Origin of the sequence: Bradyrhizobium cajani, assembly GCF_009759665.1 — a bacterium.
Taxonomy (GTDB): Bacteria; Pseudomonadota; Alphaproteobacteria; order Rhizobiales; family Xanthobacteraceae; genus Bradyrhizobium; species Bradyrhizobium cajani.
Genome location: NZ_WQNE01000010.1, coordinates 160685 through 183961, shown reverse-complemented (window position 1 = coordinate 183961; position 23277 = coordinate 160685). Strand labels below are relative to the sequence as shown.

Sequence of the window (23277 nt, the reverse complement as noted above, 5' to 3'; positions counted from 1 at the left end):
TGTGGCCGGCCCCGACCATGGTCCGGCCCGTGCACGCACCAAATCATCCAGAACAAAGACCTGACACATTCGGCCCTGATTCGCGCCAGGCCTGGATCCGGCTCGTCATCGCGCTCCTGATCGGCGCGATCGGCGGCGTCGGCATGTGGGCGATCGTGGTCATGATTCCCGCGGTGCAGGCCGAATTCGCCGCTACGCGCGGCGCGGTGTCGCTGGCCTTCACGCTGATGATGTTCGGCTTCGGGCTCGGCGGCGTGATCGCCGGCAAGATCACCGACCGGTTCGGCATCGTGCCGGCGATGGCGATCAGCATCGCCTTTCTCGGCGTCGCCAATGTGCTCGCGGGCCTGTCGAGGGAACTCTGGCAGTTCGTCGCGGCGTATTTCCTGATCGGCCTCGGCACGTCCGCGACCTTCGCACCCTTGATGGCGGAAGCCTCGCACTGGTTCGAGCGCTATCGCGGACTTGCCGTGACCATCGTCGCCAGCGGCAATTATTTCGCCGGAACCATGTGGCCGCCGCTCGTGAACTGGGGCATGCAGGAGATCGGCTGGCGCTACACTCATATTGGAATCGGGCTCGTCTGCGTGGGCTTGATGACGGTCCTGGTGCTGGTCCTGCGCGCACAGATGGGCGATGACAAGGTGCGCAATCACGCCAACGCGCCGCCGCCGCGGGTCGATCTCAGGCTCTCCACCAACACGCTGACGGTGCTGCTCTCGATCGCGAGCATCTCCTGCTGCGTCGCCATGGCGATGCCGCAGGTGCATATCGTCGCCTATTGCGGCGATCTCGGCTATGGCGTGGCGCGCGGCGCCGAGATGCTGTCCTTGATGATGGCCTGCGGCATCGTCAGCCGCATCGGCTCGGGCTTCCTTGCCGACAAGATCGGCGGCATCCGCACGCTGCTGGTCGGGTCGCTGGCGCAAGGCTTTGCGCTGGTGTTCTACCTGTTCTTCGACAGCCTCACCTCGCTCTATTTGATCTCCGCGATGTTCGGCCTGTTCCAGGGCGGCATCGTGCCGAGCTATGCCATCATCGTGCGCGAGGCGATGCCGGCAAGCGAGGCTGCAACGCGTGTCGGCATCGTCATCTTCGCCTCGGTGTTCGGGATGTCGTTCGGCGGTTGGGTGTCCGGCGTCATCTTCGATGCCACCGGCTCCTATGCGGCGGCCTTCGCCAATGGCGTTGCCTGGAATGCACTGAACATCGGCATCGTCCTGCTGCTACTGATCCGCTCGCGGATGAATTCGGCGAAGGCCGAACCGGGATACGCGAGCTAAACCGCCTGTCCCGCCTTCAAGAGCGAGCAGCCGGTGATCTTGTAGCTGCCGTCGCTCTGCCGCTCGAGCGTGTACAGCGCTTCCCAGGCCTCGCCATTGGCATCGACGATGTGGACGCGCTGAGCGATCCAGCCGCCTTCGCTCTTGCTGTCGCCAAACTCAAAACTCTGGTGCCGGTACACCGGCGCGTAGCCGTTCTGCACCATGGACATGAAGATGTCGGGCGCCGGGAATATCTCCCTGATCGCCGGTGCGGCGTAGGAATAGGCGAGGGCCGCATCGTCCCGCACGAATGCCTGTTCCTGGGCGCGGATGACGCTCTGCGCCGTCGCGACGTCATCGGCGCGTGCGGCGAGGGGGCCGAAGGCAGCACTGAGGGCGACGAGCACGGCGGCAATGCGCATGACAGGCTCCGCGTTGAAGTCCCGGCGGGGCCGATCCTAGCATGTCGGCGCGGCTAACGCTTCCGCTTCGGGGCCGCCTTCTCCGATTTGGCAGTGCGCGCCTTGACAGTGCGCGCCTTGGCGGGAAGCGCTTTGGCTTTGGCTCCGGCCTGCACGCGCAGGCCGTCGACAAACACGTCCAGCATCCGCAGCACCGAGGATTGCCAGCCCGGTTGGTCGTGCATGTAACACATGCCGACGAGCGCCCGCAGCAGGTCCTCCGGGCTGACATCGGCGCGCATCTGGCCGGCCGCGACCGCGCGGTCGAGCAGCGAGCCGATCGCCTTGGTCAGCCGGTCCATCGAGAAAGCCGCGAGCTCCGAGGAACTCTGGAACGTCAGCGCCAGCGCGGCCGACATGCCTTTCTTTGTGGCGACGAACTCGACGTTGGAGCGCAGCCAGCGTCGAAGTGCATCGACCGGATCCTTGGCGTTCTTCAATTGCTCGGCGAGTTCGCTGAGCTGCTCGACCTCGCGCCGGTACACCGCCTCGAACAGATCCTCGCGTGTCGGAAAGTGCCGATAGAGCGTGCCGATGCCGACGCCGGCGCGTTTTGCCACGGCCTCCAGACTCGCCTCCGGACCTCCCGCGCTGAACACGGCTTTCGCCGCCTCGAGCACGCGCTCGCGATTGCGCACGGCGTCGGCGCGGGGCTTGCGGGTCTGGTCGGTGTGGTCGTCCATGGCGGCAATGTAGATCACGAATTGGTTAGATTGAACCCTTGTTGAACCCTTGCAGGGCTGCATCGCGTTGGTGGCGCACGGGCTTTTGACGAATTCCAAATATTTCTCGGTGGCTCTTGTTAAACGGAGGGTGCCTCCGTATCTTCGCGGGTGTCGGCCCGGATCACGATCGGGCGGCGCGAAATTGACGGCGGCCACGGCGGTGGCGCGCTGCACGATTGGTCATGTCCATATCTGATCGGAGCCTTGTATGAACCACTCCATCAGCCTCACCGTGAACGGTGCGCGGCGCGATTTCGTCCTCGACGATCCGCGCGTCACGCTGCTCGATCTCCTGCGTGAGCGCCTCCATCTCACCGGAACCAAGAAGGGATGCGACCGCGGCCAGTGCGGCGCCTGCACCATTCTCGTCGACGGCAAGCGTATCAACTCCTGCCTTGCGCTCGCCGTCAGCCATGACGGCGCCGACATCCTCACCATCGAAGGCGTCGCGCGCGGCGACCAGCTTCATCCCGTGCAGGCCGCCTTCATCGCTCATGACGGTTTTCAGTGCGGCTTCTGCACGCCCGGCCAGATCATGAGCGCGATCGGCATGATGCGCGAGGCGCAGGCCGGCGACGATCCCGAGCGCATCCGCGAATGCATGAGCGGCAATCTGTGCCGCTGCGGCGCCTATGCCGGCATCGTCGATGCCGTGCGTGAGGCGCAAGAACGCATGGACGAATCCAATCAGAGGCGCTCCGCATGAAACCGTTCGATTATGTCAGGCCCGGCACGGTCGCTGAAGCCGTTGCCGCCGCCGCCCAGCCGGGCGCGGTCTATCTTGCCGCCGGCACCAATCTGCTCGATCTGATGAAAGGCGGCGTCAGCCGTCCTGATCGCCTGGTCGATGTCACGCATCTCGACGGACTCGATCAGATCGAGCATCTCGCCGATGGCAGCGTGCGCATCGGCGCGCTGGTCAGCAACGCCGATCTCGCGCACGACGCGGACTTTGCAAGGTCTTATCCCGCCGTTGCGGAAGCGCTGCTCTCCGGGGCCTCTGCGCAGCTGCGCAACGCCGCGACCGTCGGCGGCAATCTGCTGCAACGGACCCGCTGTGCGTATTTCTACGACACCGCCAGCCGCTGCAACAAGCGCGAGGCCGGCAGCGGTTGCGACGCGCGTGAGGGCGAGAACCGCAGTCATGCCGTGCTCGGTTGGAGCGACAGCTGCATCGCGACGCATCCCTCCGACTTCTGCGTCCCGCTGGTCGCGCTCGATGCCATCGTCGAGATCGAGGGCAGGAACGGCCGGCGCGAAATCCCGCTCGATGCGTTGCATCGCCTGCCCGGCGATGCGCCTGAGCGTGAATCGGCGCTCGAACCCGGCGACCTCATCGTCGCGGTGCGCCTGCCGCCTGCGGCGCGCGGCTTCGCCGCGCATGCGCGCTACCTCAAGGTCCGCGAGCGCACGTCCTATGCCTTTGCCGTCGTCTCGGCCGCGGCCGCGTTGCGGATCGAGAACGGCAAGATCAGGGAAGCGCGGCTCGCGCTCGGCGGCGTCGCCGCAAAGCCCTGGCGCGCCCGGAGCGCGGAAGATGTGCTCGGCAACGTCGCGCCCACGGCCGATGCCTTCCAGGAAGCCGCCTTGCGCGCGCTGACCGACGCCAAGCCGTCCGGTGACAACGCCTTCAAGATCGAGCTCGCACGCCGCATCGTGGTGCGCGCGCTGACGCTGGCCGCGGCCGGCACGCCCGCGCGCCTGCCGGCGCTGCCGGCCTCTCCCTTTGCCTCGATCCCCGGAGCCATCCATGCCTGAGCTCAACCTCACCAGCGCGCCCGCGCATCTGCGCCACGGCTCGAATATCGGTCAGCCGCTGACCCGCCGTGACGGCATTCTCAAGGTCAAGGGGCAGGCGACCTATGCCGCCGATAATCATCCGCCCGGCATGCTGTTCGCGGTGATGGCCGTGGCCAGCATCGCGCGGGGTCGCGTGACCTCGCTCGATGTCGACGCCGCCAAGCGCCATCCCGGCGTGGTCGACGTCATGACTCCGAGCCACAAGCCACAGCTCGCGGTCGACCCTGAGATCAAGACCAACCCGTTCGTATTCCGGATGGAGGTGTTGCAGAGCGACGAGGTCCGCTACGCCAATCACCCGATTGCGGTGGTGATCGCGGAAACGCTCGAGGCCGCCACGGAAGGCGCGGCGCTGCTGGCGCCGCGCTACGAGGTGCTGCCAGCGCTGGTCGGCCTCGATGCCGGCGAAAGCTTCGTGCCGCCCGTCGTCGGTGTCGGCAACCCGGCGGAGCATCACCACGGCGACGTCGAGGCGGGCCTTGCATCCGCGGAGAAACAGATCGACGCGGTCTACGAGACGCCGCCGCAATATCACAATGCCATGGAGCCGCATGCGATCGTCGCGTCCTGGGACGGCGACAGATTGTCGGTCGATATGCCGACCCAGGGCCTGATGATGTCGCTGGCGCGCATCGCCGAATTGTTCGGCATTACGCACGACAAGATCCACATCCGCAGCCCGTTCCTCGGCGGCGGCTTCGGCTCCAAGGGCCTGATGGCCGGGCCGCAGACCCTCGGCATCATGGCTGCCAAGCTCGTCGGCCGGCCGGTCAAGCTCGTGCTGCGCCGAGAGCAGATGTATGGGCCGGTCGGCCATCGCGCACCGACGCGCCAGCGCCTGCGCATCGGCGCGGACGGCGAGGGGCGTCTGACGGGGCTCGATCATCACGCCCGCACGGTGTCGAGCACGTTCGACGATTTCTACGAGCCCGCGGCGGATGCCTCGCACACGCTTTATGCGGCGCCTGCGATCCGCACCGCGCACGATGCCGTGCGCGTCAACACCGGCACGCCGCTGTTCATGCGGGCGCCGGGCGAGGCGACCGGCTCGATCGCGCTGGAGAGTGCGATCGACGAGATGGCCTGGGCCTGCGGCATCGATCCGCTCGCCTTTCGCCTCAAGAACTATGCCGAGGTCGAGCCGATCACCGGCAAGCCGTTCTCGTCCAAGGCGCTGCGTGCCTGCTACGAGCAGGGCGCGGCGCGGTTCGGCTGGGCGCAACGTGCGCTCCAGCCGCGGCAGATGCGTGACGATGCCGGCCTCCTGGTCGGATGGGGCATGGGCACCGCGACCTTCCCGGCGTTGATGTTCCAGGCCGAGGCCCGCGCGGCGATCCGCCGCGACGGCTCAGGCGTCATGGAGATCGGCGCGCATGACATGGGGCAGGGTGCCTGGACGGCACTTGCACAGATCGCAGCCGATGCGGTCGGGCTCGATATCGACCGCGTCGCGTTCAAGGCGGGGACATCAGACCTGCCCGATGCCGGCATCGCCGGTGGCTCGGCGCACACCGCGACCGCCGGTGCGGCGATCCACAGCGCCGGCGCGGCCGTGATTGCGAAGCTCGCCGATCTCGCGACCGGTGACGAGCGCTCGCCGCTGTTCGGCGCCGGCAATGCCGGCGTGATCGCGCGCGACGGCAGGTTGCTCCGGCGTGACGACGAAAGCCGCGGCGAGAGTTACGCCGAGATCCTCGCACGAGCGGGGCTGGCCGAGGTCGAAGCCCGCGGCACCGGCGCGCCGAACCCTGCGGCGATGCAGGAATATGCGATGCACGCGCATGGCGCGGTGTTCGCCGAGGTCAAGGTCGACCCCGAGCTCGGCCAGGTCCGCGTCACCCGCATGGTCGGCGCGTTCGCGGCGGGACGCATCGTCAATCCGCATCTGGTGAAGAGCCAGCTGTTCGGCGGCATGATCTGGGGCCTGTCCTTCGCGCTGCACGAGGAGGCCATCACCGATCGCCGCACCGGCCGCATCATGAATGCCAATCTCGGCGAGTACCACATCCCCGTGAATGCCGACGTGCCGCCGCTGGACGTGATCACGGTCGAGGAGCATGACCCGCATGTGAATGCACTGGGCATCAAGGGCGTCGGCGAGATCGGCATCACCGGCAGTGCCGGCGCGGTCGCCAACGCCGTCTGGCACGCGACCGGCGTGCGGGTCCGCCGCTTTCCGATCCGGATCGAGGAGTTGCTGACACAGCGTTGAGGCGGCGGGCGGGGCGAGGCCTTCTCGCTCCGCCGCGGCACGTCAATTCATCTTCCTGCGGAGAGCCCTGATCGCGGCTCGCTGCGCCTCGATGTGATTCTCGATGGCCCTGCGCAGCTCTCGCGAATGGAGCTTGTCGGCGTCGCGCTGGACTTCGTCGAGCACGGCTTCCGCATTGGCGAGCGTGATCTTCATCTGCGAGCCTTGTTACGAAGCGGCCCCGGAGTGCCTAGGAGTCCGGGGCCATAACCTCAGCACCTTTGCGCCAGGCTGCTCGGCTACAATTCGTAATATATAGCGGCCGGGGTTTCGGAAATTGAGATGGCTCAAGCTCCGTAAGATAACGGTGCTCCGTAACATTCCGGATGGGATCGATTGCGCCTCAGAACGTCGGCGGCGTGCAGGCCGAGATTACCTCGCACGGCTTGCCGCCGACGCAGCGGAAGCGATGCGGGCGGCGGCTCTCGAAATAATAGGCGTCGCCCGGATTGAGGATGCGCCGCTCGTCCTCGACGGTGACTTCGAGCTTTCCGGAGATCACGATACCGCCTTCCTCGCCGTCATGGACGAGATGGACGCGCCCGGTATCGCTGCCGGGCTCGTAGCGCTCTTTCAGGATCTGGAGGCTGCGGCCGAACAGATTGTCGCCGATCTGGCGGTAGGAGATCGGCTTCTTGCCGACCTCGGTCAGCTCCTCTGCGCGATAGAAGATCTTGCGCCTCGTCTCCGGCTCCAGTGCGAAGAACTCGGCGAGCCCCATCGGAATGCCGTCGAGGATGCGCTTGAGCGCGCCGACCGAGGGGTTCATCTGGTTGGATTCGATCAGCGAGATCGTCGAATTGGTGACGCCGGCGCGCTTGGCCAGCTCGCGCTGCGACAGCTTGTGGCGCGCCCGGATGAATCGCAGCCGTCCACCGATGTCGACGCTCATGCCCTGGTCCTTGCCCTGATCCGGTGTTGCAGGTGTTGCGGATCGCGCAAATATGGACCGGCAGCCCTAGTGAAATCAATGGCTTGCAGCTTATAAGAAAAGGACTTGTTGCGCTTTTGAAGCCGTGGCTCTGCTAATGGGGCAGCAAAGGAGCGTGGCCCGTGACCCTTCATCAGATTCCGAACACTATCAAGACCGACTCGTTCTGGATGCCGTTCACGGCCAACCGTCAGTTCAAGAAGGCGCCGCGCCTGTTCTCCTCGGCCGAGGGCATGCACTATACCACCGTCGACGGCCGCAAGGTGATTGACGGCTCCGCCGGCCTCTGGTGCGTCAATGCCGGCCATGGCCGCAAGCAGATCGCGGCCGCCGTCGAGCGGCAGCTGATGACGCTGGACTTCGCGCCGACGTTCCAGATGGGCCATCCGCTCGCCTTCGACTTCGCCGAGCGTCTCGCCGAGATCGCGCCGAAGGGCCTCGACCGCGTCTTCTTCACCAATTCCGGCTCCGAGTCGGTCGACACTGCGCTGAAGATCGCGCTCGCCTATCACCGCGCCACCGGCCAGTCGAGCCGCACCCGTCTGATCGGCCGCGAGCGCGGCTATCACGGCGTCGGCTTCGGCGGCACGTCGGTCGGCGGCATGGTCGCCAATCGTCGCGCCTTCGCGACGCTTCTTCCGGGCGTCGACCATATCCGCCACACCCACGATCTCACCCGCAACGCCTTCGCCAAGGATCAGCCCGAGCATGGCGCCGAGCTCGCCGACGATCTCGAGCGCCTGGTGGCCTTGCATGGCGCCGAGACGATCGCCGCCGTCATCGTCGAGCCGGTGCCCGGCTCGACTGCAGTGCTGCCGCCGCCGAAGGGCTATCTCCAGCGCCTGCGCGAGATCTGCGACAAGCACGGCATCCTCCTGATCTTCGACGAGGTCATCACCGGCTTCGGCCGTCTCGGCACGCCGTTCGCCGCCAACTTCTTCGGCGTCACGCCGGACCTCATGACGACGGCCAAGGGCATCACCAACGGCACCATTCCCTGTGGCGCGGTGTTCGCGAGCCGCAAGGTGCATGACGGGATGATGGTCGGCCCCGAGAGCCAGATGGAGCTGTTCCACGGCTACACCTATTCGGCGCATCCGACCGCCTGCGCCGCCGGCATCGCGACGCTCGACATCTACAAGGACGAGGGCCTGCTCACGCGTGGCGCGTCGATTGCCGAATACTGGCGCGATGCGCTGCATTCGCTCAAGGGCCTGCCGAACGTCGTCGACATCCGCAATTGCGGTCTGATGGGCGCGGTCGAGCTGGCGCCGCGCGACGGCGTCGTCGGTGCGCGCGGCTACGACGTCATGGTCGACTGCTTCAACACCGGCCTCTATTTGCGCATGAGCGGCGACTCATTCGCGATGTCGCCTCCGCTCATCGTCGAGAAGAGCCACATCGACCAGATGGTCTCGATCCTCGGCGACGCCATCAAGAAGGTGGCCTGATAATTGCTCTCGCCGTTGCGGAGTGTTTTTCTTGCAGCGGCGAGCGCGATGCCGCGGGAGTTTGACGAAGCGTGAAAGTCTTGATCCTCGGCAGCGGTGTCATCGGTGTCACCTCTGCCTACTACCTCGCACGTGCCGGCCACGAGGTGACGGTCGTCGACCGTCAGCCCGAGCCGGCGCTGGAGACCTCTTTCGCCAACGCCGGCGAAGTGTCGCCCGGCTATTCCTCGCCCTGGGCCGGCCCCGGCGTGCCGGTGAAGGCGGTCAAGTGGCTGTTGATGAAGCACGGCCCGCTGGTGATCCGGCCGAAGTTCGATCCCGTCATGTGGGTCTGGCTGCTCAAGATGCTGCGCAACTGCACCAGCGCGCGCTACGCCGTCAACAAGAGCCGGATGATCCCGATCGCGGAATACAGCCGCGATGCCCTGCGCGATCTGCGGCGCGACATCGGCATCCAGTATGACGAGCGCTCGAAAGGAACGCTCCAACTGTTCCGCTACCAGGCGCAGCTCGATGGCACGGCCGAGGACATCGCCGTGCTCAAGCAATACGGCGTGCCCTTCGAGGTGCTGAGCCGCGAGGGCTGCACCGCGGCCGAGCCCGCGCTCGCCGGCGTGAAGGAGAAATTCGCCGGCGGATTGCGCCTGCCGCAGGACGAGACCGGCGACTGCCACATGTTCACGCAGGCGCTGGCCAAGCATGCCGAAGCGCTCGGCGTGCGCTTCATGTTCAACACCGGGATCGATCGCATCGTCACGGACGGCGCGCGCGTCGGCGGCGTTGTGACCAGCGCCGGCCTGTTGCAGGCGGACGCCTATGTGCTCGCGCTCGGAAGCTGGTCGTCGCGGCTCGCCGCGCCGCTCGGCATTTCGCTACCGGTCTATCCAGTGAAGGGCTATTCGATCACGGTGCCGATCAAGGACGCCTCCGGCGCGCCGGAATCCACCGTGATGGACGAGAGCTACAAGGTCGCGATCACGCGCCTCGGCAATCGCATCCGCGTCGGCGGCACCGCGGAAATCTCCGGCTATTCGAGCAAGCTCTATGACGCGCGGCGCGCCACGCTGGATCACTCGCTGACCGATCTGTTCCCGCGCGGCGGCGATCTCGCCAAGGCGACGTTCTGGAGCGGCCTGCGTCCGATGACGCCGGACGGTCCGCCCGTGATCGGCCCGACGCAATACGCCAATCTCCACCTCAACACCGGCCACGGCACGCTCGGCTGGACCATGTCCTGCGGCTCCGGCCGCGTGCTCGCGGACATGCTGTCGGGCAGGAAGCCGGAGATCGATGTCAGCGCGCTGACGGTGGACCGGTACGCGCACCGGTTTGGGTGATTGATGCCGTCATTCCGGAGCGCCTCGAAGAGGCGAACCCGGAATCTCGAGATTCCGGGTTCGATGCTTCGCATCGCCCCGGAATGACAGTGACTCACCCCGCCCCCGTCACGCAATTCACCCACAGCACCACGGCCTTCGCATCCTGCGCCGGATTGGAAAACCGGTGCGGCCTTCGGCTCGCGAAGCGAAAGCTGTCGCCCGTCTTCAGCGACCACGTCTCGCTGTCCACCGTCAGCATCATCTCGCCTTCGAGCACCAGGCCGGCCTCTTCGCCGTCGTGAGTGTAGAGCTCGTCTCCGGTGGAGCCGCCGGGCTCCAGATGCACCAGGAACAGATTGAGCCGGTTGTCGGCACTGGCCGGGCTCAGCAACTGTTTCGACACACCGGTGCGCCAGAGTTTCAGCTCCGGCCGCTGCAATCCGCGCGTGACGACCTGGTCGGATCCGCCGTCGCTGCTCGGGCTCGCGCCGAACAGCGCGGCGATGCCGACGCCGAGCACGTCGGCCAGCGTCGCCAGCACGCGCAGCGACGGCGACGACAGGCCGCGCTCGATCTGGCTGAGGAAGCCGATCGACAGCTCCGTGCGCGACGCGACCGTCTCGAGCGAGAACTGCCTGACGCGCCGGAGATCGCGGATGCGGCGGCCGACCGCGACGTCCATCGCGGGCTCGGCCGGTTGGGCGATAGGCCTGGTTCCGGTCCCGGTTCTGGCCTTGGCCTTCTTCGCCGGCCTTGCGGCGGCCGGTTTGCGCATTCTTTTGCCACCGCTCACGTCAAACCGCTTCCTTCATGTGCATGAAAACCGCTTGCGTCATCCGCAAAAGTGTGACCAAATTTTCATACTGGTGAAAATAGGCCGAAACGGCTTGGCCCGCAACGTCTGCGATCAAGACATGTGCGAGCGCCGCCACAGGCCAGGCCCAAAGGGGGATGCGATGAAGCGTTTTGGTCTGGCCGCGATCGCGGCACTCGCAATTGCAACAGCGACGCCGGCTTCGGCGCAACAGGTGCTGAAGGTCGGCTCGACGCCGACCGGCATTCCCTTCACCTTCCTCGACACCAAGACCAACACCATCCAGGGCATCATGGTCGATCTCGTCACTGAGATCGGCAAGGATGCCGGCTTCAACGTGCAGATCGAGCCGATGCAGTTCTCGGCGCTGATCCCGTCGCTGACCTCGAGCAAGATCGACATCATTGCCGCTGCGATGTTCATCACGGCGCCGCGGAAGGAGGTCGTCGACTTCTCCGACCCGATCTACACCTATGGTGAAGGCCTGGTGGTGCCGAAGAGCGACACCAAGGCCTATGCCACGCAGGACGATCTGAAGGGCGAGACGGTCGGCGCCCAGGTCGGCACAGCCTTCGTCGATGCGCTGAAGAAGTCCGGCCTGTTCGCCGACGTCAAGGCCTACGACACCATTCCCGACATCCTGCGCGACGTGAACACCGGCCGTCTCAAGGCCGGCTACGCCGACTATCCGATCCTCGCCTACAATCTGAAGCAGGGCGGTTTCCCCGAGGTGCGCCTCGTCGACGGTTACAAGCCGGTCACCGTCGGCTCGGTCGGCATCGGCGTTCGCAAGGGCGAGGCCGCGTTGCTTGGCAAGATCAACGCTTCGCTGGCGAAGCTGAAGGCCAACGGCACCATCGACAAGATCCTCGATAAATGGGGCCTGAAGGCGCAGGGTTGATAACGACTCATCGAAGGCTGATCGATGAAAGGCTTCTGGCACGACACCGTCGAGTTCTTCCCGATCCTGTTGAACGGCGTCGCGCTGACGATCATCGTCACCATCGGCTCGCTGCTGCTCTCGACTGTGCTCGGCCTGATCTGGGCGATGATGCGGGTCTCCGGCATCAAGGCGCTGTCGATGCTCAGCGCCAGCCTGATCAATGTGATCCGTGGCATCCCGATCATCGTGCTGTTGTTCTACCTCTACTTCGTGATGCCGGATCTCGGCGTCACGCTGTCGGCCTTGCAGGCCGCGATCCTCGGGCTCGGCATCGCCTACTCGGCCTATCAGGCGGAAAACTTCCGCGCCGGCATCGAGGCGATCGACAAGGGGCAGATCGAGGCGGCGCAGTCCATCGGCATGGGCTGGTGGCTCACCATGCGCCGCGTGGTGCTGCCCCAGGCCGTGCGCATCGTGCTGCCGCCCTACGGCAACGTCATGATCATGATGCTGAAGGACTCCTCGCAGGCCTCCACCATCACGGTCGCCGAGCTCGCGCTGCAGGGCAAGCTGATTGCGTCCTCGACCTTCAAGAACACCAGCGTGTTCACGCTGGTGGCGCTGATGTATCTCACCATGAGCATCCCGCTGATCCTGCTGGTCCGTCACTTCGAGAAGCGGGCCGGCAAGCGATGATCGAGCTCAATGACGTCCACAAGAGCTTTGGCAAGGTTGAGGTGCTCAAGGGCATCACGGCTTCCGTGCAAAAAGGCGAGGTGGTCTGCATCATCGGACCGTCCGGCTCGGGCAAGTCGACCATCCTGCGCTGCATCAATGGGCTCGAAAGCTACGACCGCGGCGAGATCAACGTCGAGGGATTGAAGGTCGACCGCGACGCGCCGTCGATCGTGAACATCCGCACCCAGGTCTCGATGGTGTTCCAGCGCTTCAACCTGTTCCCGCATCGGACAGTGCTGGAGAACGTCGTCGAGGGGCCGCTCTATGTGAAGAAGGAATCGCGTGGGCAGGCGCTCGAGCGAGGCCGCGCACTGCTTGCCCAGGTCGGGCTTGCCGAGAAGGCCGACGCGCATCCGCCGCAGCTCTCGGGCGGCCAGCAGCAGCGCGTTGCCATCGCCCGCGCACTCGCGATGCAGCCCAAGGCCATTCTGTTCGACGAGCCGACCTCGGCACTCGATCCCGAGCTCGTCGGCGATGTCCTCGGCGTCATGCGCAAGCTCGCCGACGACGGCATGACCATGGTCGTCGTCACCCACGAGATGGGCTTTGCCCGCGACGTCGCCGACCGCGTGCTGTTCATCGACGGCGGCGTCATCGTCGAGCAGGGACCGGCGAAATCGGTGCTCAATCAACCCCAGCACCCGCGCACCCAGGATTTCCTGCGCCGCGTGCTGCATCCGCTCTGACCGGACCTTGCCATGACGACGCGTCTGCCTTTGCCGCCCTCGCTTTATGCCGACACCGCCGTCGCGCCTGTGGCCACGCCGCCGCTCGATGTCGACAAGACCGTCTCCATCGCGATCGTCGGCGGCGGCTATACCGGGCTGTCCACGGCGCTGCATCTGGCGGAGCAAGGCGTCGAGGCGCTGGTGCTGGAGGCTCAGGAGCCGGGCTGGGGTGCATCGGGCAACAATGGCGGCCACACCAATCCCGGCCTGAAGCACGATCCCGATCAGATCGAGGCCGATTTCGGCACTGAGCTCGGCCGGCGCATGATCGACTTCTCCTACGGCACCACGAATTTCACGCATGAGCTGATCCGCCGCTACCAGATCCCATGCGAGGCGCGGCAGAACGGCACGCTGCGCGCGGCCTACAACGAGGCCAGCGCCGCCGCGATCGAAAACACCGCGCAGCAATGCATCCGCCGCGGCATGCCGGTGACATATCTGAACCGCGAGCAGCTGCGCGAGATGACCGGCACCGACCGCTACATCGGCGCGATGCTGGATACGCGCGGCGGCGATCTGCACCCGCTCAGCTACGCCCGCGGCCTTGCGCGCGCCGCGATCTCGGCGGGAGCAAAAGTCCATGGCGAGACACTGGCCCTGTCGCTGCGCCGCGAGGGCACGCGCTGGCGCATCGAGACGCCGCGCGCAGTGGTTCATGCCGACAAGGTCCTGCTCGCCACCAACGGTTTTACCGACGATCTCTGGCCCGCGCTCCGTCGCACCATCGTGCCGGTATTCTCGTCGATCGCTGCCACCGCGCCGCTATCCGACGCGGTCGCCCGTTCGATCATGCCGACGCGTCCCGTGCTCTACGAGAGCGGCCACATCACGGTCTATTACCGCATCGATCAGCACAATCGCCTGTTGATGGGCGGCCGCGGGCCGATGCGCTGGATCAACTCGCCCAGCGACGTCGACTATCTCATGCGCTATGCCGAGCGGCTGTGGCCGGAGCTGAGGGGTGTGGCCTGGACTCATGGCTGGAACAGCCGGCTCGCGATCACCAAGGACCACTATCCGCATGTGCACGAGCCTGCGGAGAACATCCTGATTTCGCTCGGCTGCAACGGCCGAGGCGTCGCGCTCTCGACCGCAATGGGCGCGCAGCTCGCCCGTCGCCTGATCGGCGGCGTCAAGGCCGAGATCGACATGCCCATCACCGGCATCAAGCCGATCCCGATGCACGCATTCTGGCCGCTCGGCGTCACGAGCGCCGTGATCGCGGGCCGCATACGGGACCGGCTCGGCATATGAGAAGGCGCCGCCCCGTTAGAAGGCGACGCCTTGCATGATTGGCGGATTAGAGCGTTTTCGAGCGAAGTGGGTACCGGTTCGCGTGAAGAAAACGCGTCAAAACAAGAATCTAGAGCTTCGGTTCTGATTCAATCAGAATCGATGATGCTCTAGGGCCTCAGCAGCGGCCTTGCTTCCACAGGCCGGGCGGGCAGCCGTAACCGCGCCAGCCGACCTTGCGCCCGTGGTACCATCCCGGCGGGGTGCCATGATAGTGATGGCCCATCGCGTGGCCACGACCGTGTCCATGACCGTGTCCATGTCCGTGCCCATGCCCGCCCTTGGCAAGCGCAGGATTGGCGAGTGTGAGGCCGGCGGCAACGATCAGCGACGCGGCGAGCGCAAGTTTCTTCATCATGTCCTCCAATGGGGGCGGGCGCACTTGTCCGTTCTTTGAACGAACCGTGCGTTGCCAAATTCCCTGCGAATGTGGAGGAGTCGTGACGCTCGCGGAGATACGCAATCGCGCATCGGCTCAACGCGCGCTGGCACAATCTCGCATCGATCGGTGCGCTCAGCCTTCCACCACGGCTTCGGCCCACGGCTGAAAAATCTCGACCGCACCCGAATTCGTGTCGCCCTCGCGCATCACCACGCTCGGGCAGGCGAACTTCATCGGCAGGGCCTGGACCTGCGTCTCCTCGTAGTCGAAGCGAGCCGCCAGCGTCTTGCGCGCGTCCGTCGGCAGGCGGGCATCGCCGATCACGACCGCGCCTTCGCTGGCATCGATGCGCGGCTGGTGGATGGCGGCATCGAGGTCCATGCCGAAATCCATCGCAAAGGAGACGAGCTGCATCACCGCCGGCAGGATGCGGCGGCCGCCGGAAGCGCCGAGCGCGAGGCGCTTGCCGTCCTTGGTCTCGGCAATGACCGGCGTGTAGTTGGTGAGGCAGCGCTTGCCGGGCGCGAGCGAGTTGGTCGTGCCCGGCGTCGGATCGAACCACATGATGCCGTTGTTCATGGGGATGCCGGTGTGCGGCGTGACGTATTTCGAGCCGAAGGTGGAGAGCAGCGTCTGCGTCACCGCGGCCATGTTGCCGTGGCGATCGACCACGGAGAAATGCGTGGTGCAGGCCGGCGCCAGATATTCCGCGCCGAGCGAGCGCTTGCCGTCGGCATCGCCCATGTCGTCGAGCCGCTGGCGATAGGCCGATTGTAGCGCGAGCGCATATTCGGCGTAGGCGGCCGCATCCGGCGTGCTGGCCGGCTTCAGGTTCTGTTGCAGCAGCCGCAGTGCGTGCGCCATGGTCGGCCCGGCCGTGAGCTCCGGCGTCGCAAACACCTTGCCGCCGCGATAAGGGATCGCGAGCGGCTCGCGCAGATGGCTGCGGAATGCGGCGAGGTCCTCAACGGACAGCGAGCCGCCATCGGCCTTGATGTCGGAGGCGATGCTCCTGGCGAGATCGCCCTCGTAGAAATCGCGTGGGCCGGCGGCGGCGAGATGGGCCAGCGTCGCCTTCAGCTTTTCCTGCGGCAGCCGCGTCTCGGCCTTGATACCCCAGGGCGCATTCGGCGGCAGGCCGTCCCTCAGGAAGATGTCCGCGCTGGCGGGATAGCGCCTGAGATCGGCGGCCGTGCTCGCGATCATCAACGTCGTCCACCAGTCGACCAGCAGCCCTTCGGAGCCGATCGTCGCCGCCGGCTCCAGCAGCTCTTTCCACGACACCCTGGCGTGGCGGCGATGCGCCTCCTCCATGCCGGCGACGACCCCGGGCACCGCGATCGAGCCGGGCCCGTGAATGTTGCGATCATCCTTCACCCGCGGCCAGGGGAACAGATCGGACGCCGCGCCCGCGCCGGTGATCGGATAATCGGCGACGCGCAGGCTCTGCGGTGCGCACATGCCGTAGTCGATCACCTCGTACCGATTTTCCCTGGCGCGGTAGAGCACCATCGCGCCGCCGCCGCCCATGCCGCTCATCCACGGCTCCAGCACGTTGAGCGCGAAGGTGGTGGCGACGACCGCGTCGACGCAGTCTCCGCCCGCCGCCAGCACCTGTGCGCCGACCTCGGCCGCCCGCCGCGACTGCGCGGCAACGATGCCGCCCTTGGTTCGAACTGCGGGCTTGCGGATGGATTGGGCGAGGCTGAACTGGTGAGGCATGATGTCGTCTTGATATCTGTCGTGGCTTCGTCGCGCTAACTCTGAAGCTCCGCAATTCGCGAAGCCCGCGGACAATGGCACATTGCAGTCAATGAGAACATCAAAAGGGAGCCGCGACATGGCTGGTGTGAGACAGGCGCGGGATGGCGCTCGACGGGTTTCAAGCCACCATGCGCAGGAGCGCCGACGCCATCGAGGGCCGCAACGCCTTTGTCGAGCAGCGCAAGGCGAGGTTCACCGGCAGGTGAGATTTTCCTGAGCCGTCATGGCCGGGCTTGTCCCGGCCATCCACGTGCATTCGCAGAGGCCAAAACGTAGATGCCCGGGACAAGCCCGGGCATGACGCGTGGAGAAACCGTCGGCGGGAAAGCGGCGGCCGCGCTCAGAGTGAGCGGTCGAGCCGGCTGGCCTGATACTTGGCGCGCCATTTCGGGCCGGGTCCACGCATGTAGTGAAGCTCGGGGCGGTAGGGATCGCCGGCGACCCGGATCAGCCGCTGCCATTTGGTGGCGACGAAGCTCAGGGGCTGGCGGAGCATGGTCAGGGAAGCGAGCAACATGGCATCACCTCAATGCGGCTTGCCGAGCATGGCGGTGAAGGGGAGATCGAAAATCTCCTCGCCGTCGTCGTCGCTGACATGGATCACCCAGTCGCGCCAGTCTTCGTTGCTGGGCGTCAGGATCATCGAGCGCATGATCTGGGCGGCGCGGTCGCGTGCCTCGGTCAGGTTGGCGACGGCGGCGCCGTAGCGATCGATCAGGGTGCCCTCGGTATTGGAGCAATGAAAGTAGACCTGGACCATATACGCCTCCTGTAGGGCGCGATTGGGATGGCAAACTGATACCACCCGAGGCATTCGCGAAACATTCGGGTCGGACCCGGTAAGGGAATTTACGGAGATTGGTCGGGTCCAAGGCCCTCACCGGTTTGATCACAGGGGGGTGATGTTCAACTGGACGGCTTTCGGGCGGCATGGAACAAGTTTTGCTGGAAAGTCCGGGGGCTGCCGTGAATCACCTCACAGTCTGGCGCGAATACCGACGCCTGCGCCTGTTTGCGGCGGTCATCGCCGGGGCACTGTTCGGCCTTGTCTCGGGAGCCCCCTCCGAACCGGTGAGGAAAAGCGGCTATGCGGTCGGCCCGGACACCTGCGGCAGCGGCGATCTGGCCTTTCCCAGAGTCCAGATCGGCATGGAGGCGGGATTTTGCGCCGGCCTCGTCGCCAGCGAGGAAGATCATCTCAAGTTTCCGCGCTCGATCGTCCAGCTGCCGGGGCGCGACCTGTTCGTCGTGGCCGACATGGGCGGCTGGGGCCATACCGACGGCCGGATGCTGCTGCTCGATCCGCACGCGCCCCAGGGCCAGCGGTTCAAGGAATTGCTGACGGGAATCGAATATCCGTTCGGTCTCGTGATCGGTCCGGACAGGAAGCTGTACGCCTCGACCGCCGAGACGATCTTCCGGTTCGATCCGCTCGCCGAGAACCCGCGGAGCACGGTCGAGACCATCATCCGTCACATGCCGGGACGCCGGATCACGCTGCCCGACGGCACCAGGCTCGATGAGGGCGCGCATCCGCTCAAGCAGTTTGTCTTTGACAGGAACGGGCGGCTGTTCGTCAACGTCGGCTCGCACAACGACGACTGCATCACGCCGGCGCCGATCACGAAGCCCTGTGCGCCGGCGGAGGGCGCTTCGGCAATGGCCGCGATCTGGCTGTTCACGCCGCCTCCGGGCGGCGTCTTTCCGGCGCTGAAGCCTGGCGATACCGATCCGCCGCACACCGTCTATGCGCGCGGCTTGCGCAACTCGATGGCGCTGGCGCTGCATCCGAACTTCCCCGATGCCGGCTATGCCTTCCTGCAAGGCGAGAACGGCCGCGACCTGCCCGACATCTTCAAGCCGAACGAGGAGATCAACGCGATCGAGCAGGGCAGGCATTATGGCTGGCCCTATTGCTACGATGTGTCGACGCCAAGTCCCGAGTTCAGGAGCGTGCTGCAATCGGGAGCCTACAAGTCGCTCTGCACTGCCAATGCGCTCTACAAGCCGCCGTTCTCGCTGCTGCCGCCGCATGGCGCGCCGCTCGCGATGCTCTATTATCACGGCACCAGATTCCCGGAGCTGGAGGGCAAGCTGCTGGTCGGCCTGCACGGCTATCGCCCGACCGGCAGCCGCGTCCTCGTCTACGACGTCGACGACCACGGCTTCCCCAGACTGAGCCCGGCGCCGGTGCGCTATCACGTCAGTTGCGCGGCCGAGCCGACACGCAGCTTTCGCACCGACGCCGGCGAGGTGGCTGCCGCGCCGTTCGAGGAGCTGATCGCGGGCTGGCACCGCGTCAACGGCGCGCGGCCGCAAGGCGCCCCTGTCGGCATGACGGTCGCGGAGGATGGCGCGATCTGGCTGGTCGAGGACAAGAACAAGACCGTGATCCGGATCGACCGCGCCGCAGGCGATCCGCCGCAGCCGCTGGCCTGCGACACGCGCAGCCAGGCATTGATCGACCAGCTCGCGGCGTTCGTCGCGAGCGACGCGCAGAACCGCATCCGGCTCACCACGCTGCGCAAGGGTCTGGTCGAAAAGCATTGCGTCGGCTGCCATTCGGATTTCGGCCTGAAGGCCGGGCAATCGGACGCGGACAAGGACGTCACCGCGCTCCGCTTCATGCTGTCGCAGGACGGCTGGATCTATCCGGGCGATCCCGACTCCGGCATGCTGCGGACGCGGCTTCGTGGGTCAGGCGCGGAGAAGCTGATGCCGCCGGGCGGCGAGAGCCTGCCGAAGACCGAGCCCGGTTACGCGCACCTGCTCGACACCGCGGATCTGCTGGTGGCGAAAATGGTTCCGGGCACGCGGATGCGGATCAAGTCCGGCCCGCCGCAGCGAAAATTCTACGGCAAGGCGGGCAGGGAATGCGGCGAAATACCGGCCGCCAAGGTCGTCGTCGTGACACAAAGGAAGGCTGTAGACAAACCCGGCTTCAGCCGATTCTTCCGGCCGGCCGATCCCTATCTGAACGGCGAGTGCACCGACGACGATGGCTATTACATCCGGCAGGAATTTCTGGTGCCTGTGCAGTAGCATCTTGCTCATCGCGACCCTGCCGGCAGCTGCCGACACGAAACTGTTCGAAAGCGTGCAGGTGACGCCCGCGGGCGAATACACCTTCGGCATCGAAGGGCCTGCCGCCGATCTCGACGGCAACCTGTTCGTCGTCAATCTCGGCAAGCCCGGCACCATCGGCAGGTTGCCCGCGGGCGGTGCGGCTTCGGAGCTGTTCACGACACTCCCCGAAGGCAGCGTCGGCAACGCGATCCGTTTCGATCGGAGTGGCGCGATGTTCATTGCCGACTACAAGAAGCACAACGTCTTCACCGTTCCGAGGGGAAGCACCGCGCCGGCCGTCTGGTTTCATTCCGATGAGATGAATCAGCCCAACGACATCACGATCGCGCGCGACGGCACGATCTACGCGAGCGATCCGAACTGGAAAGGACGCGAGGGCCACATCTGGCGCATCGCGAGAGCCGCAGACGGCTCGGTGCAGGGGCAGATCATGTCGGCGCCACGCGCGATGGGCACCACCAACGGCATCGATCTCAGCCCCGACGGCAAGACGCTCTATGTCGGGGAGTCCAGCAACGGCCAGATCTGGTCCTACACGATCAAGGGCAACGAGCTTACCGGCGCAAAGCTCGTCAAGGCGTTTCAGCCCGACACCGTCGACGGCCTGCGCACGGACGTGGCCGGTCGCCTCTACGTCGCGCGCATTCTCAAGGGCACCATCGCGCTGATGAAGCCCAATGGCGCCGTCGAGCGGGAGATCACGCTGAAAGCCAAGGAGCCGACCAACCTCGCCTTCGGCGGCAGCGACGGCAAGACCGTCTTCGTCACCCAGCGCCAGGGCGGATTCATCGAGTCCTTCCGCACCGACCAGCAGGGCCGCGAGCACTGCCTCCAGCGCGGGCGCTGCTAGAGCATGATCCGGACCCGAAGGGCCGCGTTAGCGCAAAGTGTGCAGCGGTTTTCCCTCGCGACAAACGCGGAACGCGTTTGCGCGGAGATCATGCTCAAATAAAAGAGAAACAGAGGGCCGATCTGCTTCCGGCGCAGGGCGGTGCGACAGGAGCGGCATTCTTCTTGCTTGCATCTGGCCGCCACGGGGATCAAGACATCTGTGGCACCGACCACGGAGTGTTTGAGTGAAAGCCGTCCATACCGAACTGCATCGCGGCCACGATCCGCAATTCTTCCTGGTTCGCGGTGTCGTCAAGCGCACCACCGAGCAGCCCGAGCGCGCCGACCGCCTGCTTAAGGGACTGAAGGACGGCAAGCATCAACTGGTCGAGTCGACGACATTCGGGCAGGGGCCTCGCGCGCGCATCCACAGTCCGGAATATCTGTCGTTCCTAAGCGAAGCCTGGGACGCCTGGACCGCGCTCGGCGATTCCGGTCCGGAGATGATCGGCAACATCCATCCCGTGCGCCACGCCGCGACCTATCCGACGCATATCGTCGGCAAGCTCGGCTGGCACACCGCCGACACCGCGGCGCCGATCGGCCCGGGCACCTGGGCCGCCGCTTGCGCCGCGACGGACGTTGCGGTCACCGCGGCGCAGATGGTGATGGACGGCGAGGACGCAACCTACGCGCTCTGTCGTCCGCCCGGCCATCACGCCTATCGCGACATGGCCGGCGGCTTCTGCTTCCTCAACAACAGTGCGATCGCGGCGGCGCATCTGCGGCAGAAGCACGAGCGCGTCGTCATCCTCGATGTCGACGTCCATCACGGCAACGGCACGCAAGGAATCTTCTACGCGCGGCCGGACGTCTACACGATCTCGATCCATGCCGATCCGGTCGCGTACTACCCGTACGTGTGGGGCTACGCCCATGAGCGCGGCGAGGGCGAGGGGCTCGGCACCAATCTCAACATCCCCCTCGCCATCGGCACCGGCGACGACGGTTATATCCAGGCGATGGAGGTCGCACGCAAGGCGATCGAATCCTTTGCGCCCGGAGCTCTCGTCATCGCGCTCGGCCTAGATGCCTCCGAGCATGATCCGCTGCGCGGCCTCGCCGTCACCACGCCGGGCTTCCGCCGCATCGGCCAGGCCATCGCGAAGATGGGCCTGCCGACCGTGTTCGTGCAGGAGGGCGGTTATCTCTCGGACATTCTGGGCGCGAACCTGACCTCGGTGCTGGCGGGGTTCGAAGAGGCCCGCTGATCTTCGCCTCTCGTCGCATTGACGAACTGCGCCACCGGCGTCAGCTCGCCGACCTCATTCAGCCGCTTCCTGAAGCGGCCAGGCATTGCGGCTGATGGGAAGGCCGCCGGCTGCACGGGAGCCGTCGGCGATCGCGAGGCGATGCGAGGGGGACGGCGAGCACAGCGAGAAGCGCCAGCCTTGCGGATCGTCGGCGATATCCGGCTTGAAGCTGATCTCGATCGCCTCGCGCGACACCTGCATCGCGAAGGCGTCGAGCGGCAGATTGAGGCCAAAGCCCCTGGCCTTCAGATAGGCCTCCTTGAGCGTCCAGTAGTCGAAGAAGCGCTCGATCGCAGCGGGCTCCGGCAGTCCGCGCAGCGTCTCGACCTCTTCCGGCGCAAAGAAGCGAAGTGCGGTGGATAGCGGCGCCACCCGCCGCGACACGGTTTCGACATCGACGCCGACGGCTTCGTGTCTCGACACGATGCAGGCGACGCAGCCGTCGGCATGCGACAGGCTGAAATGCAGCGCAGTCGAGGTCGCAGGCGCCGTGATGAACGGTCGCCCGTAACTGCCGGCGGCAAAGGACCAGTCGGAGGGCGCAACGTTGGGGGCGACCCGCGACAGCGCCAGGCGCAGCATGGCATGGGCGAAAATATACTGCCGCCGATGCCGCTCGAGCATGAAACGGTCGGCGCGGACTCGTTCGTCGACGGAGAGCAGACGTCGGCACGCATCGATTGCGCCCGGCGCGTCAATGGTCTCGATCAGTCCGACAAACAATTCAATTCTGTCGTCTGCCATCAATCGGGCCTTTGGCGTCTGGCCGAGGCTGGATCCCCGGTCCGGACGGAAGAATCAACTGGAGCAAGAATCAACTGAGCGGACCGTTGTTAGCGGTCCACCCGGGCAAATTCTTGTCGATTTGGAGGCCGGTTTACAGGCGCAAGCTTGTGCGAGACCCCAGCTCGACAGGCGAGCGGCCCATGTCCGAAAGGCGAAGTGAGAGGATTCGTGCGGCGTCCCGGCCGACGAGCCTTACTTCTTCTTTTTCTTCTTGGCCTTCTTCGTCACGCCCAGCACCGAAAGGCTGGCGTCGACGTCCTTCAAAGCGGTCTGGAGCTTCTTCTTCTCGAAGTTCAGCAATTTTTGCAGGGCCTTGCGGTCCTTGGGGCTTAACGAGGTGCCCTTGGTAAATTTGATGAAACCCATAACACTCCCCCGGGTCAAAAATAATCGTCCACTCAAAAGACGGGAATAATCTTGCGCGATGACGCCAAAGAATCAAGGCGCAACTT

The 23277-nt window shown here is 65.6% G+C and carries 24 protein-coding genes; 13 read left to right on the top strand and 11 right to left on the bottom strand.

The genetic code is table 11. The annotated features are described in order from the left end of the window. The first annotated feature begins 17 nt into the window (after nucleotides 1-17). Nucleotides 18-1283, top strand: coding sequence for an MFS transporter (locus GPL20_RS15060; RefSeq protein ID WP_157330238.1), 1266 nt, complete (start codon nucleotides 18-20; stop codon nucleotides 1281-1283). Here GPL20_RS15060 and GPL20_RS15055 read toward each other — a convergent pair. Further along, the gene (locus GPL20_RS15055) at nucleotides 1280-1687 is read right to left on the bottom strand and encodes a DUF4864 domain-containing protein (protein ID WP_157330237.1); all 408 of its coding nucleotides are present in this window, start codon (nucleotides 1685-1687) and stop codon (nucleotides 1280-1282) included. The two genes, GPL20_RS15060 and GPL20_RS15055, sit on opposite strands and share 4 nt — an antisense overlap. Before the next feature lie 53 nt (nucleotides 1688-1740). Continuing rightward, nucleotides 1741-2409, bottom strand: a complete 669-nt coding sequence (locus GPL20_RS15050; protein WP_157330274.1) for a TetR/AcrR family transcriptional regulator — start codon at nucleotides 2407-2409, stop codon at nucleotides 1741-1743. A gap of 250 nt (nucleotides 2410-2659) precedes the next feature. Between GPL20_RS15050 and GPL20_RS15045 the strand changes: the two genes are divergently transcribed. The 3 genes from GPL20_RS15045 to GPL20_RS15035 are packed head-to-tail and all read left to right on the top strand — an operon-like array spanning nucleotide 2660 to nucleotide 6463. Continuing rightward, the gene (locus GPL20_RS15045; protein ID WP_011085005.1) at nucleotides 2660-3157 is read left to right on the top strand and encodes a (2Fe-2S)-binding protein; all 498 of its coding nucleotides are present in this window, start codon (nucleotides 2660-2662) and stop codon (nucleotides 3155-3157) included. After that, nucleotides 3154-4209 (top strand): FAD binding domain-containing protein, encoded by a 1056-nt coding sequence (locus GPL20_RS15040; RefSeq protein ID WP_157330236.1) that lies wholly within the window; start codon nucleotides 3154-3156, stop codon nucleotides 4207-4209. The genes GPL20_RS15045 and GPL20_RS15040 overlap by 4 nt, the downstream gene beginning before the upstream one ends. Continuing rightward, a complete protein-coding gene (locus tag GPL20_RS15035; RefSeq protein WP_157330235.1) occupies nucleotides 4202-6463 on the top strand; it encodes a xanthine dehydrogenase family protein molybdopterin-binding subunit in 2262 nt (753 codons plus the stop codon). The genes GPL20_RS15040 and GPL20_RS15035 overlap by 8 nt, the downstream gene beginning before the upstream one ends. Nucleotides 6464-6505: 42 nt before the next feature. On the opposite strand, the gene GPL20_RS38865 is transcribed toward GPL20_RS15035, so the two are convergent. Next, nucleotides 6506-6658, bottom strand: a complete 153-nt coding sequence (locus GPL20_RS38865) for a hypothetical protein (protein ID WP_167533037.1) — start codon at nucleotides 6656-6658, stop codon at nucleotides 6506-6508. 187 nt (nucleotides 6659-6845) lie between these two features. Beyond that, nucleotides 6846-7394 carry a cupin domain-containing protein gene (locus GPL20_RS15030; protein ID WP_157330234.1) on the bottom strand — a complete coding sequence of 183 codons (549 nt, stop codon included), beginning with the start codon at nucleotides 7392-7394 and terminating at the stop codon, nucleotides 6846-6848. 161 nt (nucleotides 7395-7555) lie between these two features. On the opposite strand from GPL20_RS15030, the gene aptA reads away from it, so the two are divergent. Further along, the gene (gene aptA, locus GPL20_RS15025; RefSeq protein WP_254125820.1) at nucleotides 7556-8884 is read left to right on the top strand and encodes an omega-aminotransferase AptA; all 1329 of its coding nucleotides are present in this window, start codon (nucleotides 7556-7558) and stop codon (nucleotides 8882-8884) included. Nucleotides 8885-8955: 71 nt separating this feature from the next. Beyond that, nucleotides 8956-10221 (top strand): D-amino acid dehydrogenase, encoded by a 1266-nt coding sequence (locus GPL20_RS15020; RefSeq protein WP_254125822.1) that lies wholly within the window; start codon nucleotides 8956-8958, stop codon nucleotides 10219-10221. Nucleotides 10222-10315: 94 nt separating this feature from the next. Here GPL20_RS15020 and GPL20_RS15015 read toward each other — a convergent pair whose 3' ends face one another. Continuing rightward, complete coding sequence (locus GPL20_RS15015) at nucleotides 10316-10978, bottom strand: helix-turn-helix domain-containing protein (protein ID WP_157330233.1); 663 nt, start codon at nucleotides 10976-10978, stop codon at nucleotides 10316-10318. Between the two features lie 181 nt (nucleotides 10979-11159). On the opposite strand from GPL20_RS15015, the gene GPL20_RS15010 reads away from it, so the two are divergent. From GPL20_RS15010 to GPL20_RS14995, 4 genes are read left to right on the top strand one after another with little or no spacing between them, the layout of a single operon-like run. Further along, the gene (locus tag GPL20_RS15010) at nucleotides 11160-11918 is read left to right on the top strand and encodes an ABC transporter substrate-binding protein (RefSeq protein WP_157330232.1); all 759 of its coding nucleotides are present in this window, start codon (nucleotides 11160-11162) and stop codon (nucleotides 11916-11918) included. 24 nt (nucleotides 11919-11942) lie between these two features. Next, nucleotides 11943-12596, top strand: a complete 654-nt coding sequence (locus tag GPL20_RS15005) for an amino acid ABC transporter permease (protein ID WP_157330231.1) — start codon at nucleotides 11943-11945, stop codon at nucleotides 12594-12596. Continuing rightward, nucleotides 12593-13324, top strand: a complete 732-nt coding sequence (locus GPL20_RS15000; protein WP_157330230.1) for an amino acid ABC transporter ATP-binding protein — start codon at nucleotides 12593-12595, stop codon at nucleotides 13322-13324. The genes GPL20_RS15005 and GPL20_RS15000 overlap by 4 nt, the downstream gene beginning before the upstream one ends. A gap of 12 nt (nucleotides 13325-13336) precedes the next feature. Continuing rightward, the gene (locus tag GPL20_RS14995) at nucleotides 13337-14623 is read left to right on the top strand and encodes an NAD(P)/FAD-dependent oxidoreductase (protein ID WP_157330229.1); all 1287 of its coding nucleotides are present in this window, start codon (nucleotides 13337-13339) and stop codon (nucleotides 14621-14623) included. Nucleotides 14624-14780: 157 nt separating this feature from the next. Here GPL20_RS14995 and GPL20_RS39175 read toward each other — a convergent pair whose 3' ends face one another. The 4 genes from GPL20_RS39175 to GPL20_RS38850 all read right to left on the bottom strand — a co-directional run bounded on the left by GPL20_RS39175 (nucleotide 14781) and on the right by GPL20_RS38850 (nucleotide 17568). Then, nucleotides 14781-15020 carry a hypothetical protein gene (locus GPL20_RS39175; RefSeq protein WP_205751166.1) on the bottom strand — a complete coding sequence of 80 codons (240 nt, stop codon included), beginning with the start codon at nucleotides 15018-15020 and terminating at the stop codon, nucleotides 14781-14783. A gap of 156 nt (nucleotides 15021-15176) precedes the next feature. Further along, nucleotides 15177-16766 (bottom strand): gamma-glutamyltransferase, encoded by a 1590-nt coding sequence (locus GPL20_RS14985; RefSeq protein WP_157330228.1) that lies wholly within the window; start codon nucleotides 16764-16766, stop codon nucleotides 15177-15179. Between the two features lie 382 nt (nucleotides 16767-17148). Then, on the bottom strand, nucleotides 17149-17325 hold the full coding sequence (locus tag GPL20_RS38855) for a hypothetical protein (protein WP_167533036.1): 177 nt from the start codon (nucleotides 17323-17325) through the stop codon (nucleotides 17149-17151). 9 nt (nucleotides 17326-17334) lie between these two features. Continuing rightward, nucleotides 17335-17568, bottom strand: a complete 234-nt coding sequence (locus tag GPL20_RS38850; RefSeq protein WP_167533035.1) for a DUF6894 family protein — start codon at nucleotides 17566-17568, stop codon at nucleotides 17335-17337. Nucleotides 17569-17774: 206 nt separating this feature from the next. On the opposite strand from GPL20_RS38850, the gene GPL20_RS14970 reads away from it, so the two are divergent. From GPL20_RS14970 to GPL20_RS14960, 3 genes are all read left to right on the top strand, one after another. After that, nucleotides 17775-19850 carry a PQQ-dependent sugar dehydrogenase gene (locus tag GPL20_RS14970; RefSeq protein ID WP_347340035.1) on the top strand — a complete coding sequence of 692 codons (2076 nt, stop codon included), beginning with the start codon at nucleotides 17775-17777 and terminating at the stop codon, nucleotides 19848-19850. Next, nucleotides 19807-20745 carry an SMP-30/gluconolactonase/LRE family protein gene (locus tag GPL20_RS14965; protein WP_157330227.1) on the top strand — a complete coding sequence of 313 codons (939 nt, stop codon included), beginning with the start codon at nucleotides 19807-19809 and terminating at the stop codon, nucleotides 20743-20745. The genes GPL20_RS14970 and GPL20_RS14965 overlap by 44 nt, the downstream gene beginning before the upstream one ends. Nucleotides 20746-20971: 226 nt before the next feature. Then, nucleotides 20972-21997, top strand: a complete 1026-nt coding sequence (locus tag GPL20_RS14960; RefSeq protein ID WP_254125826.1) for a histone deacetylase family protein — start codon at nucleotides 20972-20974, stop codon at nucleotides 21995-21997. A 54-nt stretch (nucleotides 21998-22051) separates the two neighbouring features. Here GPL20_RS14960 and GPL20_RS14955 read toward each other — a convergent pair whose 3' ends face one another. Together GPL20_RS14955 and GPL20_RS38845 are read right to left on the bottom strand one after the other, a co-directional pair. Further along, a complete protein-coding gene (locus GPL20_RS14955; protein WP_157330226.1) occupies nucleotides 22052-22783 on the bottom strand; it encodes a 4'-phosphopantetheinyl transferase family protein in 732 nt (243 codons plus the stop codon). 234 nt (nucleotides 22784-23017) lie between these two features. Beyond that, nucleotides 23018-23191 carry a hypothetical protein gene (locus GPL20_RS38845; protein ID WP_167533033.1) on the bottom strand — a complete coding sequence of 58 codons (174 nt, stop codon included), beginning with the start codon at nucleotides 23189-23191 and terminating at the stop codon, nucleotides 23018-23020. Nucleotides 23192-23277: the final 86 nt, after the last annotated feature.